Consider the following 18,866-nt stretch of genomic DNA (forward strand, 5'->3'; position numbering starts at 1 on the left):
TTTTACGTCCCCCTGATGATCGAATCCAGGTCGCTGTTAAGATATTGACCTTGCTTTGCTTTCTCAATATCCAGCCTATCGTCCCGTAAGGCAGTGACCATGCGGCGATATTCTTTTGCATGGAACTCAACTTCCTCCTCAGACAAGCCCTGATGTATTCCAAGAACTGTGAATGGTGGAAGCCAGTTCATGTTGCACAGGTTTGCCATGGCACAATAGGGAGAAGTAAGCTCTCTGATCGTAAAAATATTACAACCATCTTTCTGATAGGTACTGTCGTCACCGCCTGCAGAGATAGCCTGCAGGAAGAGCTTTCCTTCGAGAGCCTTGCCTTTCGAACCGTAGGCCCAGCCATGCTCGAGTACCAGATCAAGCCATTCCTTTACTATTGAAGGAGGGGAGTACCAATAGAACGGATGCTGGAAAATAATGACATCGTGTTCTTCACAGAGACTTTGCTCCCTTTTGATATCTATCAGAAAGTCCGGATAGTTCGCATAGAGGTCATTGATGGTCACATTTTCAAGACCTTCAACAGCAGCACGAAGAGCACTATTAATTTTTGAGCGGGTTCTTGCCGGATGGGCAAAGATAATAAGGATCTTTTTCATGGTCTTCTCTCCTGAGCGGGTGATATGTTAGTAATCAAGAACTGTTCTAAAACTGTTATGTACGTTTGGGACCTCATTCTGATAATGAGAAGATGGCCTGAAAAGAAGGACCACATACTTTCTACCCCCTAGTATCAAAATATACCAGGTAGTACTTATAGTCCATGCAAATATTCTCAACTGTCACCACAAACAAGTAAACAATAATATGAGAAATATCAACTAAAGAACTGACATACAGATAAAGATGTAAACAGATCTGGTATATTCCTGATCATACCATTTTCTGAGATCCAAAAAACTGATATTTCGATATACAGGAACAGACAGAAATGCCTGACCATTCCCATATATACCATATTTCCTTCCGGTAATGGATCTGCTTTATACTGCAGATCCATAGACCGAATCGGGACCTTTCTTTGAGTTTATCCTATGAACTGGAAATTCTCAAATTGCCATGGATCAGGATCATGTTCCACTGCCGGATTTTCCTTAAAGAATACCTTACGGTTCTTAAGTGGGGTCCAGTCGGATGGAGTGGAGATGAACTTACCAAGATACGGCTTTGCAATATCAAGGACAAAATCATGTGGAAGATCTTCAGGTGTCCTTATCCCTTCCTTTGGATTCTCAAGCATCCAGAGTATAGCAGCTACTATACCAGCAGCTACCTGAAGTGTGGTTGCATTCTGACCAGGAGCAAGGGCCCTTGTATCTTCGATGCTCAAAGCACTTCCGGTCCACCATGAATTGTAAGAATGACCCATCAGAAGTGCTCCCAGTATATCTGCACCGGAAACGATCTCATCTGTCATTATCCTGAGCTTTGGCTGAAGCTCATAATTACGTCCACGCAGCTCAAAGAGAGATGAGAGCGTATCATGGCATGGCATGTAAGCGTAATGGATGGTTGGTCTGAAAACAGCCTTCTCTTCATCACAAACTGTCAGTAATTTTGAAAGACCGTATGATTCCCCATGTCGGATAACCATACCAACGATCTCCTGATCAGGTATCCATGACCTTACCCAGGTGTTCATACCCATCTGTGGCATGAAGATAACATTCTGTGGACCAAAGTCTGGAACCTGAGCCAGTGGAGGCATCTTGTTCTCATGACTACCCCAGGCGATCTCTACAGGAGCTGTTCCTTCTTCCCGAAGTCCCTCTATGCTCCATGTACCTACAAATTCATCGACTTCCTTTGCACGGTTAGCAACCTGTGTGTCACGTTCACTGCAGTGAATGACCTTTACACCAAGTTTGTGGGCAAGATGAGCAAAGTCTCTTTTCTCAGCAAGTTCTTTGATCTCTGCTTCATCTTCAGGAGATACCTTCTTGTCAGCACAGGTTCGTTCTGCAATGTCCAGAAGACCCTGCTTTACGAAATGAGTTATCAGACCTGGATTTGCACCGTGATCAACAATAGCTGTAGGTGCATCCTTCCAGTCACGGGAAAGCTCAAGTAATTTCATCTGGCGCAAATAGAGGGATTTTTCCAGCAGACTTCTGTTCAGGAAATCCTCTGTTGGATCCCATACTTCGACAGATGTGTTTACGTACAGCACATTATGCTCATGACACCATGTAATGATATCGACAGCATCGATATTCCATGAAAGGTCTATGATCAGACCATCATTATCCATATGTCTGGATAAGACCTGACCCAGGTTTTCCGGGGTGATCTTCTCACGAACAAATGTCAATCCCTGATCAGTATATTTCTTCAGGGCATTTGCTTTGTCTTCAAAATCAATTAATGTAACGTTTTCTAGCAAAACATCGATCTTGTCCAGTAAGAGAGGTAAGGTGCATTGCGAAACTGAACCGTAACCGATGATGAGAACCTTTTTTGAGAATTCTGGTTTCATGTTTTCTTTACATACCTAAATAACATATAACCTTTTTGTGATCCACGCTACATTAAATTTTATTTTAATATATTTATTTAAAACGGTCGATCCCCAGAGTAATGTTCTCCACCAAAAACACAAAAAGTATGATCGTATTTGTTCCTGAACTCCTGAGCCATGTTCACATCAAGAGGCTGCCATTAATGTTATTGGTTTATTGCCTATTTACGTAACTTAAATTAAGACAACTCTTTTTTCTGGAATTACTTTATCAGTAGTTAAAACAATGTTTTATTAGTGGTTAATCGCTAAGCTGGGTCGTGGGAAATGGATATTTGGGATCGTGAATGCATCCTGAATATATTGTAATATTTACTGGTAATTCCAGAATTATCCAGTCAGATTGACCAATATAAAGGGGGTAAATAAGTGAACAAACTGATCATAGGTTTAGTGTTAGCATTATTGCTTCTAAGCACAGCAGGAATAGGTGTGGCAACTGATAACAAGCCAGATAACGCTCCACCTGATGTCCAGAAAATAACTTTTGTCCATTATGCAAAATCGGCTGATAATTCTAAAACAGAGTGGGATGAAGAAGTTGATGTGTATAAGTTGTTACCATCTAAAGTTAAGTGGTATGATACTGTGGAGTATGAAATTTATGCTGATGGCAGTGGCCTGAACAAAAAAAATACTTATGATGCTATTAGTGAGAGTTTACAAACATGGGATGCTGAAACAAGTTTTGATCTGTTTGCAAAACCCAAATGGATGGAAGGACAAGCCTCTGTAACGCCTGGAGAATTAGACGGTAAAAATATAGTCGTTTGGAATGACCTTGGTAGTAGTGGAATAATTGCTATGAATACATTCTGGTTCTACCGAGCAACTGGAGAGATTGTTGATTCTGATGTTGAATTCAATACATACTATGAGTGGAGTACAACTGGTGAGACAAATAAAATGGATCTGCAAAATATAGCAACCCACGAATTCGGGCACAACGGACTAAACGATTTGTATATCACAAAATGCACAGAACTGACAATGTATGGATATAGTGGTTATGGGGAAACTAAGAAGCAAACTCTGGGAACTGGCGATATATCAGGTATACAGGCATTGTACGGAGAATAAATTTCTCTGTCTTTTTTAATAATTAGTTACTCCGATCAACGATTCTGTCCCACATCTCCAACTCCTTACAGATTGCCTGAGAATCCTGCCTTATAGCACCATAAACAGGTTTACTGTGATCAATTGTATTCCTTTCTGAAAACATACTGAACAAACTCCTTTATCTTCAACAATAGAGATAATTCTACAAAAAGAAAGTATCACGCATTTCCAAAGATCCCCACCAACCAAAGTATATAGATACACCTGCAAAACATACACAATAATGTGATAAAATGTTCTGCTACCAGTGTGAAGAAACAATGAACGGGGAAGGCTGCACAAAGAACGGCATGTGCGGTAAGAAAGGGGAGGTTGCAGACCTTCAGGATGATCTCATCTATGTGCTTAAGAGCATTGCATTCTACAACCAGAAAGCAAGAAAGGAAAATATTTCTGAAACCAGCACTGATGACTTCATGCTTGATGCATTGTTCTCGACCATAACCAATACCGATTTTAGAGCAAGCGGGATCCAGGAACGTATTGACAGGGGGTTCATACTTCAGAATGAGATCAGACAGAAACTTCTGGACAACAATGCGCTTGATGAGAAAGACCTGCCTGAGATAGCAACTTTGACACCTGAGAATCTCAAGGACAGGGATACAGGCATACTTGCCACAGAGAATGAAGATATACGGTCATTGAGAGAACTGCTTATCTTTGGTATCAAAGGAATAGCAGCATACGCCCATCATGCCATGATGCTTGGAAATGTCAATAAGAAGGTCAACTCGTTCATTGAAGAAGGACTTGTGGCAACAACGGATGACAGCCTGACCGATAAGGACCTCATCTCACTGGTCCTGAAATGCGGGGAAAAAGGGTTTGATGTAATGGCAGACCTTGACAGGGTGAATACCACTGCATTCGGAAATCCGGAACCTACACAGGTCAATATAGGAACAAGAGGAAATCCTGGAATTCTCGTAAGCGGACATGACCTGAAGGACCTGAAACAACTACTGGACCAGACAGAAGGCACAGGTGTGGATGTCTATACTCACGGCGAGATGCTCCCGGCAAACTCATATCCTGATTTTAAGAAATACGAACATCTGGTAGGCAACTATGGCGGGTCATGGTGGCATCAGAAGCAGGAATTCGAGAGTTTCAACGGGCCAATATTACTGACAAGCAACTGTATAGTTCCTCCAAGGGAAAGCTACATTGGCAGACTATACACCACAGGATCCGTAGGTTATGACGGTGCCACACATATCGTAGCTGAAGATGGGAAGAAAGACTTCTCCGCCCTCATTGAACAGGCAAAGACCTGCGAAGCTCCGGTACAACTGGAAGAAGGCACCATAATGGGTGGTTTTGCCTACAACTCCGTGTTATCAAATGCGGACAAGATAGTTGATGCTGTTAAAACAGGGAAGATAAAGAAGTTCATTGTCATGGCAGGCTGTGATGGACGCCACAAGGACAGGCAATACTACACGGATTTTGCAGAGGCATTACCCGAAGATACTGTTATCCTTACTGCCGGATGTGCAAAATATCGCTACAACAAACTCGACCTGGGAGAGATCGATGGGATCCCGAGGGTTCTGGATGCAGGACAGTGCAACGATTCTTTTTCACTGATAGTTATTGCACAGGGACTGATGGCAAAACTTGGATTCACAGACGTGAACGAGGCACCGATCTCATACAATATCGCATGGTATGAGCAAAAAGCAGTACTTGTGTTGCTCACACTTCTGAGACTTGAGATACAGGATATCACACTTGGTCCAAAGCTACCGGCCTTTGTCTCACCGAATGTCCTCAAAGTACTGGTGGAGAAATTCAACATAACACCGAACACCACCATTGAAGAGGACATGGAAAGGCTCTTGAAGTAGCCTTTCACTTTTTTAAAAACAGCCTCATATGCTTTAAAATGAAAAATGAAGACTTCAAATTGGTTCGAAGTTTAGAAAGTGCCTAAATAGTAACAGGTTCTATTTGGTGTCAGGAGCAAAAACATATGAGATCTATAAGGAAAATACTGGCTTTATTTTTCATATGCAGTTTGGTCACAGCCACTCTTTTAGTATCCGGCTGTACTGAAACTGTAGATGATCAGGATAATTTGAACAACGAGGAAATAGAAACCGAGACCATTTCCATAGACGATATAACTGACATTAAATGGCAATGGTCAGGACTTATTGAAACTGAACCTGCCAGTCAATTTGTAGTTCCTGATCCTGAAAACTACACACTCATCTTCAACTCTGATGGAACATACTCACTTAAAGCAGACTGCAACATTGGAAGTGGAAGCTATACACTGGAAAAAAGTGATCTTACATTATCTCCTGGACCAATGACACTTATGTACTGTGGTTCCGATTCACTGGACAGTCAATATCTTTCCCTATTGAACAACGTGGCAACTATTACAATTGAGAATGACCAGCTTGTTCTTGGTACAGGTGAGAATGGCGACAGAATGCTGTTTGTAAAAGAGGAAAGCTCTATAGAGAACAATGACGGGGCTGAAGCTCTTAACAGCTTCAATGGAACTATATCTTCTCTCGAAGATGGAGATACTTATCCAATGTTCCTGCTTGAAAGCGAAGAAATAAACAGCTCGGGGTATACAAATGGAATTAAGTTTGTAATATCTAATGAAACTGTAATAGTAGACCCAAATGGAGGTCTTTTTGATGCAGAAAATCTAAGAGAAGGAATGAATGTCAGGGTTTTCTTTGGTCCTGCATTGACCAGGAGCATTCCACCAATTGGGCAGGCTGAATTGATCCTAATGAAGTAAATTACTTTTTTTATTTTTCATTTTTACCAGGTATCTATCTTTACTGTGAGTGTACTCACAAAGTAGCCTATGTTGTTGAGACAATACTCATGAAGAAAAATGAAAGCAACAGCTCTGATGTTGATTAAAATAGTTAGTAAGGTGGTCACAAGGTGTTGAAGGTTATTACGGGATCGGGTTCTATCCCGTCCTGAATTTCACTTCATTTCAGCTATACGTTGATGAAGCGACTTTGAAACGGGCTCTGTCCCGTTCTGAATTTTGCTTCATCCAAATTACGCGTAAATGAAGTTTGTTACGGAATGGTTCCAATGTAGTCCCCATTCTGAAAACGCTGCCCCATTTTACAGCTTACTCCCTTATGACCAAATAAAATTATGTATTTAATAATATAAGCAACTGACGGTCATACAACTGTGAATTATTTGAGGAAAATAATAAAGCTCAAGTTAATGTATCTTAATTATAACTATGACTGGAAAGGACCGGAATCTTTGAGAGATGCATCTGATCATATAAAAAAGAATGCTAAAACTGACAAGTTCTTTACTCTTAATGCTTAAATAACACTCTTCAAATTTCAATTGGAGATTTTCGTAAAAGAGTCATGTTTCACGATAGCATATATTGAAACTTTATTGTGTTTCAAATGATTTTGAAACCACTATGTTTAAATATAGGCAGACCAATTGTACAATATCGGTTTTGTGAGTGAATCCCAATACCGTGCAAGTGAGTTTCTGGAGATATCCAATATAGAAATGACAAAAAGTGAATTACTTGAGCTCAGATCTCACGGATATCATTGGACAGGAATATCGCCTTGATCAACACCAGCCTGGAAAACCATGGAAGGAACTGGCGTATCAAGAACAAAGGAAGGATGCTAAAATGATCGATGTAAATGACTATCTTGAAACTGGATTTATTTTTCACGGCCACAGGTGCCCTGCTATGCCACTTGGAATGAGGATCGGTGCTGCTGCTATGAATGCACTTGGGGTCGACAGATCGAAAGATAAAGAGCTCCATCTTATCGCAGAGACAGGAAATGACCATGCAGCCGGATGTTTTGTTGATGGTCTTATGGCCATTACTGGCTGTACTTATGGAAAAAGCAATATTGAGAAGACCTACTATGGCAAAATGGCCTTTACGCTCATCGATACCATAAACCAAAAGGCTGTCAGAGCATACATAAAACCTGAGTTCTTTGGGAACATGCTGGGATCTCCGTTCGTTGAGCAGAGGAAAGCAGGTGTACTGCCACAGGACATTTCTTCTGATATCGCGGAGCCTCTGGTTAACAAAATACTGAGCATACCTGAAGAGAATTTCCTGGAGCTAGGACCTGTTCTCGACTATCCGTTCGAAAAGAAGAAAGGGGTTTTTGATACAGGATTGTGTGAGGAATGCGGTGAACGCACATTTGCTCATAAATTGCAGGATGTCGATGGCAAAATGCTTTGCAAACCCTGTTCAGACAAATAAGTAACTGATAAACTGAGCATTTGGTGTAGGTGCAATTGCACCAACCATTTTTACAATATACTACAAAGTCTGGAATTGGTCATATGGATGTTATTCTAATTGCTGTTATCATCTTTTTTTTAGCTGTTATATTTTCAATGCTTGGTCTGGGCGGATCTCTGGTATATGTACCATTGTTCTACTGGCTTGGCATCGATATGCTAATAGCGATACCTACAGCATTGCTTCTCAATGGTATAACTGCCAGCTCAGCAGCGATCACATATTACAGAAAAAAAATGATAGACCTGCAAGTGGCAGCTCCTTTTGTATTGACTTCCATCATAGGGGCTCCACTCGGCGCTTACTTTACTAAGTTCGTTCCAACTGAGATACTGCTATGGATACTTAGTATAGTGTTGATCTTTGCCGGAGCACGAATGTCATTTTTTGGAAGGAAAGGAGCAAAGAATGTATCAGCTACTGACACAGCTAAGAAGAACAGAACTGCCATTGGCATCGTTCTTGGCCTAATGATAGGTTTTTTCGCCGGACTTCTCGGACTTGGTGGCGGTGTGTTCATTGTACCTATCCTGATCGCACTTGGGTTTGAGACAAAACGTGCTTCTGCCACATCAGCGTTCATTGTATTGTTCTCTTCGTTCTCAGGTTTCTTTGGTCATCTGAGCACAGGACATCTGGACATGGATCTCATGATCTATACAGCCCTGGCTGCATTCGCAGGAGGACAGGTAGGTTCTCATCTGATGTACAGCAAAATAAGATCAGAAACCATTAAACAGATGTTTGGTGTGGTTCTGTGGATAATGGCCATCAAAATAGTTTATGGGTTAATGTAGTTGTGCCATTGTGTGGGTAGCATAGGATCTTGTGCTGCTCCATATTTCATTCTGACCAAAAAGGGAAAAGAACTTGTTATAGAAAGGATAAAAGATACTACAGATCCACTTCTTATCAATACTATATCTTTGCCTGTACTGCCTGAGTAGAAGCGAACGGGGGAATTAAAATATGGCAGGTCAGGCTACTTTGAAATTCTTAAAAAGGAGCTATATATCATGCAATTCAGTCTAGGGATCGATGCAGGAGGAACGTACACGGATGCCATCCTTGTAAGGGATTCAGATGGCTCAGTGGTTGATTCGAGTAAAGCACTTACAACATATCCTGACCTTGTAACAGGTATCAGGAATGCGATCGAGGGTATAGGGTCCGATTATCTGAAAGATATCACTCTGGTATCGGTTTCCACCACCCTTGCAACAAATACCGTGCTTGAAGGCACCGGAAGTCCGGTAGCTCTTATCCTTGCAGGCGACCATCCGGTAAAAGGTGATTTTCCTGCAAAACACGTTCTTGAGATTGCAGGCGGACATGGATTCAATGGCGAAGAGATCGAGAGACCAGACCTTGAAGCTGTCAGGAAGTTCGCTGAAAAGGTAAAGGATGATGTAGCTGCTTTTGCAGTATCTTCCTTCTTCAGTATCAGGAATCCTGAACATGAACTTGTCATAACAGATGTTATCCATGAACTTACAGGACTGCCTGTAGTATGCGGTCATGAGCTATCACAGGATCTTGGTGCATATGAGAGAGCGGTCACCGCTGCTTTGAATGCTCAGTTGCTTCCGATATCTCACAAATTCATCCTTTCTGTCATTGACGAGATCAAGAGAAAAGACATCAATGCCAGATTATTGATGCTGAAATGTGACGGAACGGTAGTTGGTCTGAAGGACGCTCTGGACAAACCCGTAGAAACCATATTCTCAGGTCCTGCTGCAAGTCTTGTAGGTGCCTCATTCCTTTCTGGTCTTGATACATGTGCAGTTGTGGATGTCGGTGGGACCAGCACCGATGTTTCAGCCATAACCGATGGTATCCCTGAACTATCGAATACCGGTGCTGTTGTAGGTGGCTGGAAGACAAGGGTCCGTGCAACAAGGATGGAAACATCCGCAATGGGAGGAGATAGTCATGTATGGACCAGATCGAAGAAAATAAATGTAGGTCCAAGAAGGGTGATCCCTCTGTGTCTTGCTTCCTCGAAGTTCCCCGGATTCATAGAGAAATTAAAAAGAACACCTGTTCCAAAAAGAAGTGTACTGGACAGGAACATACAGCCTACCAAGTTCTTCATGCGATCGGGTTTTGAGCCTAAAGGTCTTGAAGATGCAGAAACTGAGGTTCTTTCTGCAATTGGTGATGAACCAATGAGCCTTGATGAGATAGCTGTTATCTCAAGAAGATATCCATCTTCCATTGTAATTGATTCTCTTATACAGAAAAGACTTATACAGCCGGTTGGTTTTACGCCAACTGATGCACTTCATGTACTGGGTGAGTATGCACTATGGGATGCCAGGGCTTCAGAAATAGGAGCTGAAAAACTGGGAAAGCTCAACAAGCTCGATGCTGTTGAATTCAGTAAAAAGGTGAAAGACATTGTTGCAAAGAACATGGCCTTTGACCTGATGTCCTTTTTACTTCCTGGTATTGAGAGGTCCGGTATCAGGAAAATAGTTGACGGACAGTTCAAGTCCCGCTTCAAAATAGATGTCCCCGTGGTCCTTCTTGGTGGGCCTGTATCTGCCTATCAGGACATCATGAGCGAAGTTATCGATGCGGACATTATCATTCCTGAACATGCAGAGGTTGGCAATGCTGCCGGTGCCCTCTTTGGAAAAGGTATCAAGAGGATCGAGATAATAATAAGACCAATGTCGATCGATGACCCTGATGAGGGATACTTTATGTTCTCTCCGGTTGGCAGAGCCTCATTTAAAGGATATCGTGAAACAGTTGATCATGCAAATGAGCATGGGAGAAAACTTGTTCTTGACTATATGAGCGAATGTGGTGTCAGCAGGGATTTTGTTGAGATCAAAGCGACAAAAAAGACCTTTTCTCCCGAAGACTGGAAACATGACCCTGTTGAGACAGTGATCCAGATAACAGGCATTGGTTACCCGAAGAAATTCATGATGTGAATCACATCATTTGTTTTTTACTTTTTTTACTTATTTAATATTAAATGATCCATAATCGGCTCAATACCAGACCACCATGATCTAGAAAAGAAGTCTGGAACAAAATGCAAGCAAGACCCCTAAAGTGACATAGAGAGCAAAAAGGACAACTAAGCCCTTTAACAACAGACAAGTCTGATCGTTCATAATATCGATGAAACTCCAAATTCAGGATGCTTCATTACCAAAGTTTGAAAATAGGTTTCACGATCAGCAAGTGAATGTAACATGCATTCTGATGATGCGAGAAAAACGTGGTGCTTTTGTGATGTCATTTTATACCTCATTAACAACATCCAACCTTTAGACAATTCCCAAAAAGAATTATATCTAACCCACGTTTAGAAGTGTATAATAGTATTTTAAATATACGGTTGTTGAAAACATTATCCGGACAAAGATCACAGTCCTTGTCCTATAGTATCCCCATTCTCTCCGAGAACATTCTTCTCAATGAACACATTGTCATACAGCAATGCTGCGACGATACCACCAATTATCGGACCGATCCAGTAGACCAGATGATCTGTCCAGTAACCTGAAATAAGAGCCGGACCGAAGGATCTTGCAGGATTCATTGATGCACCGGTCACCGGTCCTCCTACAAGGATAGCAAGAAGTACAAATGAACCAATAGCAAAACCTGCCATACCCGGTGGAGACCTGCTGTCAACTGCAACACCAAAGATCGTGAATACCAGTAAAAAAGTGAGGATCGCTTCGATCATCAGACCTGTTCCAGGAGAGATATCGGTTCTAAGACTTGTTGCTCCAAGGTTCACACTGCTCACTGCTGAAGGAAAGAGTTCCATAAGAACAAAGCTTGCAGCACATGCTCCTGATACCTGTGATACTATATATCCAAAACAATTCCTGGCACCCATCTTTCCTGTCACTGCCATAGCTATCGTAACAGCAGGATTGATATGAGCACCCGAGATGTGTCCGATAGCATAGATCATCACCATAACAGTTACACCAGTGGTAACAGCCATGCCGGTAAGACCCAGAGAGCCATGTGATATGTGGTCGATAGCATTGGAACCGGCAGCTATGAAGACCAGTGCGAATGTTCCCACGAACTCGGCCACATATTTCCGGAATGGAACAGACATGTTCTATTACCTCAATTACCGGTCCATCTTTCTATGTCGCTTATCCTCTGATCCACACAGGAACCACACTGACATGGTTCATCGATAATGGAAGTGATATCACGGGTCCTGTAACGGATAAGAGGCATACACTTTCTCCTCAGGGTTGTGACAACAAGCTCCCCTTTCTCACCTTCAGGCAATACCTTCCCCGTTTCAGGATCAATGATCTCAACAAGGAAATCAGGATTGTTCAGGTGGAAGCCGTTCTGGTGATCACACTCAATGGCATTTGCCAGACCTAGCTCTGTCATTCCCCACTGCCTGAGGGTCTTACAGCCCCAGACACTCTCGATCTCTTCCCTCATTTCCTCTGTCAAAGGTTCGGATGAGCAGATCATCCTCTTGATACCAAGTTCTCCAGGTTCGATGAGCCCACGTGCCTGTCTTGAAAGATCATAGAGGAAAGACGATGTCCCTATTATGAAGGTAGTACCAGATTCCCTCATGGTCTTTATCTGCTGTTCTGCATCAAGAGAATCCTCGATAACTGAATTGAAACCTCCAAGAGCACATGCTTTGCTGAGAACAAGTCCGGGATCCCATGTTGCCGTTATAGTCGGATACATTATCTGCAACACGTCATCCTTTGAATCCATACCTGCCATTTTCAGACCGGATATAACAGAATCAACTATCTCCAGTAGTTCATCCTGGGTATATGCCATCCTTTTGAGCATGTTAGTGGTACCGGAACTTGTGAACTCACGGATAATGTCCTTTCTTGGAACACAAAGGAAGTGATAAGGTTTGTTCGCAAGGTCCACCTGTTCTGTGAGTGGCAGTTTTTCGATATCTTCATAGCTCCTGATATCAGAGATAGCGATGCCTGCATTTGCATAGAGGTCCTGGTAATAGGGACTATTATCCAGTACATATGCCAGAAGTTCTCTGAACTTGAAGAGCTTGTACTCTTTGATTGATTCCCTGTCAGGTTCTTCGCTGCCAAAGTAATTGCTCATTACCCTGTTGTTCTTGATATCGCTTCTTATCTTTGTAAGACCCCACTGTTCAAGCGGGTTGCCTTGCTGGATGTTTATCTTTCTGGAATCGAGCTTCCTTTTTGCCACACTCATACGAACAGACGTGTTTATCTTTGTGCAAAGACTCATTTTTCTGCCTCCTGTATCTTCTGGACATACTGTCCCGTTCCCTGATGAAAATAATAAGGATAATAAAAAGAAAAAATAAAACGAAGGAATATGATATATCAGGCAGCATCCCTGTAGAGGAAGTTGCCATTGCAATCGGTCATATTATAGTTACAGAAGGGGATGAATCTGCCGTCACGTGTGACAACATGTATACAGCAGTTCTCAACACGGTCCTGCTCATATGACCATACATCCTGGAATGCCATGGTTGAAATTGTGAGGTAATTGTTCTTGCTCATCTCAATGAAATCTGCCCAGCCACCGGTCTTATCCTTACCGGAACCCGGGTTCTTTGAAAGGACATCTATAAGTGGTTTCTCACAACAGGACCCCTTCACGGTCAGTTCACTGAGAGGCTTTTCACAGCAGGAACCCTTTATCAGCAGATCACCACATGAAGATGCTGGCTTTGGGTCCTTCTCAAGACCTTTCCATCTGCCCATGATGGACTTCTTGGTCTTACTTGCCACGTCAGATGCAGACTTTACAGCTCCCATGGAAACGTTTGTAAGTGGCAGGAAGCCGCCGTTGTCGATAAGTGTGAGACATGTGGCTCCACAATGTGCATGTGGCATCAGTGAAGGTGTAAAATTGCTGACCTTGAGCTGTCCTTCTGTTTGCTTTTCGATCTCCCTCAATAGTTCCAGTATAGTTACCTTGTCCGTCATGTCAGATGGTGATCTTCCTGAATGGAACACTGGCTGGAAGTGAACACCCCTTACAGCAGGAACTCTTCTTGCTGCGAAATCTATTATCTTGCCGACCTCATGAAGATTGTAGCCCTTGGCTACCAGTGGTACGAGCACAACACCGATACCGGCCTTTTCGCACCTGTTAATGACCTCTGTCTTAACATCAAGCATCTTCCTTCCGGTCCTCTGCATGTAGACCTCATCCGATACGCCGTCAAATCCAAGATAGACTGCATCGATACCTGCAGCAGCGATCTTGTCAAAGTACTCCTGGTCATTTGAGATCCTGACACCATTGGTGTTCAGCTCGATGTGGCTGATACCTATTTCCTTTCCCATTCTGATGATCTCCGGGAGGTCGTTCCTCAGGGTCGGTTCCCCGCCGGAGATCTGGATACATGTGGGTTCATTCTGGCATTTCTTTACCGTCTCGAACATCAGCCTGATGGTATCCATATCAGGATCAAGGCTCTCATCCATTGATGAATTTGCAAAACAATATGTACATTTCATATTACACCTGTCAGTGATCTCGACCACTGCCAGGCAGGTATCCTGTTTGTGAGAGGGACACAGACCGCAATCGTAAGGACAGCCTCTTTGTGTATCCGTTAAAGGCGCTCTGGCCTTTGATCTGTCAACATCGAAGCATTCATCCATCTGACGATAATGGTCTATATCTTCAGAGACAAGGGTTATGAAGTTGCCATGTTCGGCACAGTTCTTCATTATGTAGACCTTGCCATCTTCGACATATTTTGTGCCTTCGATCTTAGCAAGACATTCCGGACACAGACTCTGTACTTTTTCGATCGGTTCCATTTTTATCCCTCTCAAAGGTGGTATTTATCTCAGGGATCCTGAGACTTGGGTTACAATTTAAGCTCTCTTCTCTTCCAGGATCGCTTCTGCGGTCTTCAGTGTCTTTGCCACACCATCGGATACGTAGAATTCATCACACTTTGGACATACAAGTCCTGGTCCCGGTCTTGTAACGCCCATGTATGTCATGTCCACATTCCTTTCCAGTGCGATCTCGCCACATTTTGCACATGCCCATTCGCTTGCATCATCATAGTCGATCTCATTGAGCTCTCCGCCTGTGAGACCGAGAATGTTCATCTTGTGGGCGTACACGTCTAAGAGTTCATCAGGTGAGTAGACCGCATAGACTGTGAGGTTGTCCGATCCACCCTTTGCAATTGTTACGTTGCCATCTCTGGCCTTGAGCTTTGTACCACTGGCCTCTGCATTTGCAATGAGCTCCTGGATCTCTTCCTTTTTGAAACCGTTATCCTTCAGTGTGTTGTCAAGTTCTTCAGTTATCTTAATATCCATTTTGAAACACTCCTTAAATTTTCCTTATTTGCTGCGATCCTCATCCTCAGAACTTCTCATACTTTCCGTGGTCTTTTGCAGCCTTTACCAGTGCATGGACATTTACAGGTGGTGCGTTGGTCGGACATTCACATGCAGTTCCAAGAATGAATCCTCTTGGACTGTCCTTTCCTGCAGTTACCTGTTCCTTGGCCTGTTCGTATACCTGTGCAGGAGTTCCACGATCAATGAGCTTTGTGTCCACTGTTCCAAAACATGTACATCTGTCACCGAAGTGTTCTACGAGCTTGGATGTTGGGAAGATGTTCTGTCCGTCATATCCGATCTGTACGATGGTAAATGGACTCATTGGAGCGTTCTTCCACATCTCGAAGTCATCGGTATGGTTTCCACAGAGGTGGTAGTAGATACCCGGACCTGCTCCTGAGTTCAGGACCTTTCTGACAGCACGTGAGACTGGCTGGAAACCGAACCTCTTGATCTGTTCTGTGTCCATGAGATCACCACTGGCGATAACGGATCCTGTGATCATTACGTTGGCACCGTACCTTTCGGATGTTGCCTTACATGCGTTCACCATGTGGTCTCCTGCCTTTACACAGAGCTTGTCAACGAGTTCAGGTTCTGTGATCATCCACATGAAGACGTCCTCAATAGCAGCCCAGTTGGTTGCTACTTCCATTGTTCCGCCTAACTGTGTGATAGGAGCGAACATGTGAGGGAATTCTTCTTTACAGGTATCAAGAGCCTTGTAGTGTGTTGTGAGGGTCGGACCCTTGGTCAGTTCATCAACATCAAGGACCTCGAAGTTGTCCACATCTTCAGCGGTCTTGATAGGACGCTTTGTGATACCTGGTGGAGAGTTGGTCTGGACCTTTATTTCGGCTCCATAGTCCTGTCCCCAGTAGTCTGCATACAGATAGTGGCCAACAGGAGTGACATCGTAGAGTTCACATGCATGGCATACCATTCGTATCGCTTCGTCAGGATTCTGATAGAAATATCCTGCATTTTTTCTGAACAGGCTTGCAGCATGGGACAATATGATCGGATCTACAATGACCCTGTCAGATGGCTTGTCAACCCAAGGTGTTGTCCACAAACTTCCTGCTTCTTCTAGCCAATTTTGATCTATTGGTGCGTAATCTTTTGCTGGCATGATTTGATCACCCATGTTCTTATATGGTCGGCAGATCACGGAAATCAGAATTACCGCCCTTTGCCGCCTATTTAATGATTAACTATGTGTGGTCGGTAATACAGACCGAGATCCGCAATTACTGACTAAAGAGAAATAGCAAGCTGGAGTTATATATAATAACTTCAAGTAATTAATCAACGCATGAATTATTATCAATACTATATTCCAGGATCAAATAGTGATCATAACGAATACCATATTTTAGAACGATACCATGCAGGAAGACTTTGATAAGAAGAAAAAAAGAACCTTTGATATTATCAAGGGCATGGATATTGACAGTGATCGATCATTGACAAATTCTGCCCTTCTAATATCTACTGATAAACGGTCAAATAGAAACCACTTTCAGCAACGATCTTTATTCTGTCGCCAGTTGGTATATAATATTCAATGTATTCACCACAATGGTTGTCAGGTCCGTCTATAAACTCCATCTCATTCCACTGATCATCATAATAGTCATATATGTAGTAATTGATATCTCCAAGAGTGCATGATGGACAGGTTGAACATTCATCTCCTCTGGCCTGAAGTTTAACTGCTGATCCGGGAACTACATCATATATTTTCCAGCCACCACAATTTCCATAATAGAACCAGGTAGCAGAACCTTCTCCAGTGGATGGATAAACAGTTCTTTTAGAATCAAGACAAATATCATCAGGGGCTTCAGAAGGATAAATTATGTGTTCTGTTTCAGAAATCCCTTCCTGACTTCCGGTCAGATCGAACCTGATTCGTAGAAATTCATATATCGATGAATCATCAAGGTCTTCCAAAGTATTTACCAACATTACACCAGCAAAGAGTACTACTCCCACAATGATCAGATCCTTGATCATATTATCCTTTTTAGAAGCACCTGGTTTTATAGGGACATTTTTTTCCATCTGACCACCATCCAAATTAACGTGGGAAGTAACATATACATAGATATAAATTTTTCTAAATTGTTATGGATCTGTTTGCGAGTACTAAAATAAATGAAATATGTTTTGAATCAGTTGACTTATCCACTAGTGTAACTAGATAGATCTGCAGTATGATCTCTATTTAATAGCAGATCAATAAAAGTTCGATCATTTCTTATTCTGATCAGGATCATCTTCAATAACTATTTATCAAGGATCACTCAAACTGATATTGGGGAGAAAAAAACAAATTCAAAGACCACTGGGTCTGTATGAACGATCCCAAATATACACATCAAGCCTTCTGGAAGTTATTCCATGAGCACTGCAATAAGATCGAAACATCCAAGGGATATACTCAATGAGTTGAAATGGAAAGATGGTCTTGACATAAACGAATGCAATATAGAGTATATCCACAGAGGCGCACCCGGAAATACAAAAAGGATCTCTGGCGATAATATTGTAGATATTGGGCATTCATTTTTCACACTAGTTCCAGATACTATGATCCCATATCACAGAATACTTAAGATCAGGTACAAAGGGGAAACTATCTACGTAAAACCTTAACCAGAGCATGAGGGATCAGTATTCGGATATGACCTGCTTTTCATGAGCAAGTCACTCCACATATGCGCTATTAGAGCTTGTTCTTCTGAAAAATGTAGAACGCATAACCATATTCATCCGGGATTTTTCTGAATAGTTCTATCTCTTTTCTGTTAAACTCAAGTATCATTTCTGCCTCAGTGTTCCCTTTATAGTTATCACTGATCTCATCAACTCTTTTTTCCAGGTTGTCATAGAACTCGTACCAGACAGAAACTGGCAATTTAAAGTGATCAATGACATCATATCCTACTGCCGTGATAACTTTTTCAGTGTCAGGTATGTTCATTATACCAGGATATATTTCCTGCCAGAATTCAACAACTTCTGGAGAAGGTTCATCCTTGAACCATGTGTTCTCTGTCACTGCCATATAGCCACCATCTTTTAAGAACTGTTTCCAGTAGCTTATCCCCTTTTCAAAACCAAGGATAAAGATGGAGCCTTCTGCCCAGATCACGTCGAATTCTCCTGCTTCAAAAGGCAGGTCATCCATGGAAGCACAAACTGTGCTTATCCTGTCATCAACTCCTTCTTTAGCTGCATTTTCCATCAGTTTATCCAGAAAAGGCTGGTAAATGTCAGTTGCAGTGATATGACAGTCCTTGCAGATACTGGCAAGGTGTATTGTCTGCATACCGACACCACATCCAATATCAAGGATCTTAACACCTGCAGGAAGAGAAGAAAGCATATTGAATGCTTTTTCAGTACATTCGTTACTACCCGGACCCTGTCTGGGTAAACCATCAAATATCTCAAAAATTGCTGATCCCATTTTTGCACCTATATTCATCATTTATTTTGCCTGGTATAAATATGCAACAAATTCATTATGACTTTTTGACAATTACATTGA

16 protein-coding genes are annotated in these 18,866 nt (G+C 42.3%); 7 read left to right on the forward strand and 9 right to left on the reverse strand.

Translation table 11 applies throughout. From position 1 onward, the window contains the following. Positions 1-2: 2 nt before the first annotated feature. Positions 3-611 (reverse strand): NAD(P)H-dependent oxidoreductase, encoded by a 609-nt coding sequence (locus BM008_RS04460; protein ID WP_091933681.1) that lies wholly within the window; start codon positions 609-611, stop codon positions 3-5. Between the two features lie 428 nt (positions 612-1,039). Beyond that, positions 1,040-2,488, reverse strand: a complete 1,449-nt coding sequence (locus tag BM008_RS04470; protein ID WP_091933686.1) for a saccharopine dehydrogenase C-terminal domain-containing protein — start codon at positions 2,486-2,488, stop codon at positions 1,040-1,042. Positions 2,489-2,899: 411 nt separating this feature from the next. Here BM008_RS04470 and BM008_RS04475 point away from each other — a divergent pair, with 411 nt between their 5' ends. The 6 genes from BM008_RS04475 to BM008_RS04500 all read left to right on the forward strand — a co-directional run bounded on the left by BM008_RS04475 (position 2,900) and on the right by BM008_RS04500 (position 10,903). Then, entirely contained in the window at positions 2,900-3,610 is a 711-nt protein-coding gene (locus BM008_RS04475; protein ID WP_091933689.1) for a matrixin family metalloprotease, read from the forward strand. 275 nt (positions 3,611-3,885) lie between these two features. Next, complete coding sequence (hcp, locus tag BM008_RS04480; RefSeq protein ID WP_091933692.1) at positions 3,886-5,505, forward strand: hydroxylamine reductase; 1,620 nt, start codon at positions 3,886-3,888, stop codon at positions 5,503-5,505. A gap of 170 nt (positions 5,506-5,675) precedes the next feature. Further along, a complete protein-coding gene (locus BM008_RS04485) occupies positions 5,676-6,422 on the forward strand; it encodes an META domain-containing protein (protein WP_218146685.1) in 747 nt (248 codons plus the stop codon). Positions 6,423-7,202: 780 nt separating this feature from the next. Beyond that, positions 7,203-7,913: an FmdE family protein gene (locus BM008_RS04490; protein WP_218146686.1), complete on the forward strand. Its 711-nt coding sequence runs from the start codon at positions 7,203-7,205 to the stop codon at positions 7,911-7,913. Positions 7,914-7,996: 83 nt separating this feature from the next. Continuing rightward, positions 7,997-8,752 carry a sulfite exporter TauE/SafE family protein gene (locus BM008_RS04495; RefSeq protein WP_091933698.1) on the forward strand — a complete coding sequence of 252 codons (756 nt, stop codon included), beginning with the start codon at positions 7,997-7,999 and terminating at the stop codon, positions 8,750-8,752. A 219-nt stretch (positions 8,753-8,971) separates the two neighbouring features. Then, positions 8,972-10,903 carry a hydantoinase/oxoprolinase N-terminal domain-containing protein gene (locus tag BM008_RS04500; protein ID WP_091933700.1) on the forward strand — a complete coding sequence of 644 codons (1,932 nt, stop codon included), beginning with the start codon at positions 8,972-8,974 and terminating at the stop codon, positions 10,901-10,903. A 440-nt stretch (positions 10,904-11,343) separates the two neighbouring features. Here BM008_RS04500 and BM008_RS04505 read toward each other — a convergent pair whose 3' ends face one another. The 6 genes from BM008_RS04505 to BM008_RS04530 form a co-directional block, all read right to left on the reverse strand. Beyond that, a complete protein-coding gene (locus BM008_RS04505; protein ID WP_091933702.1) occupies positions 11,344-12,057 on the reverse strand; it encodes an MIP/aquaporin family protein in 714 nt (237 codons plus the stop codon). Positions 12,058-12,068: 11 nt separating this feature from the next. Next, a complete protein-coding gene (locus tag BM008_RS04510) occupies positions 12,069-13,208 on the reverse strand; it encodes a phenylacetate--CoA ligase family protein (RefSeq protein WP_091933704.1) in 1,140 nt (379 codons plus the stop codon). A 98-nt stretch (positions 13,209-13,306) separates the two neighbouring features. After that, positions 13,307-14,764, reverse strand: coding sequence for a radical SAM protein (locus tag BM008_RS04515; RefSeq protein WP_091933706.1), 1,458 nt, complete (start codon positions 14,762-14,764; stop codon positions 13,307-13,309). 57 nt (positions 14,765-14,821) lie between these two features. Beyond that, positions 14,822-15,280, reverse strand: a complete 459-nt coding sequence (locus BM008_RS04520; RefSeq protein WP_091933708.1) for a DUF7479 domain-containing protein — start codon at positions 15,278-15,280, stop codon at positions 14,822-14,824. Between the two features lie 46 nt (positions 15,281-15,326). Continuing rightward, complete coding sequence (locus tag BM008_RS04525) at positions 15,327-16,439, reverse strand: uroporphyrinogen decarboxylase family protein (RefSeq protein WP_177187964.1); 1,113 nt, start codon at positions 16,437-16,439, stop codon at positions 15,327-15,329. Between the two features lie 359 nt (positions 16,440-16,798). Then, the gene (locus BM008_RS04530; RefSeq protein WP_091933710.1) at positions 16,799-17,374 is read right to left on the reverse strand and encodes a hypothetical protein; all 576 of its coding nucleotides are present in this window, start codon (positions 17,372-17,374) and stop codon (positions 16,799-16,801) included. A 339-nt stretch (positions 17,375-17,713) separates the two neighbouring features. Here BM008_RS04530 and BM008_RS04535 point away from each other — a divergent pair, with 339 nt between their 5' ends. Beyond that, positions 17,714-17,968, forward strand: coding sequence for a DUF504 domain-containing protein (locus tag BM008_RS04535; protein WP_091933712.1), 255 nt, complete (start codon positions 17,714-17,716; stop codon positions 17,966-17,968). 70 nt (positions 17,969-18,038) lie between these two features. Here BM008_RS04535 and BM008_RS04540 read toward each other — a convergent pair whose 3' ends face one another. After that, on the reverse strand, positions 18,039-18,785 hold the full coding sequence (locus BM008_RS04540; protein ID WP_091934252.1) for a class I SAM-dependent methyltransferase: 747 nt from the start codon (positions 18,783-18,785) through the stop codon (positions 18,039-18,041). Positions 18,786-18,866 lie beyond the last annotated feature (81 nt).

This window comes from Methanolobus profundi (assembly GCF_900114835.1).
GTDB classification, from domain to species: domain Archaea; phylum Halobacteriota; class Methanosarcinia; order Methanosarcinales; family Methanosarcinaceae; genus Methanolobus; species Methanolobus profundi.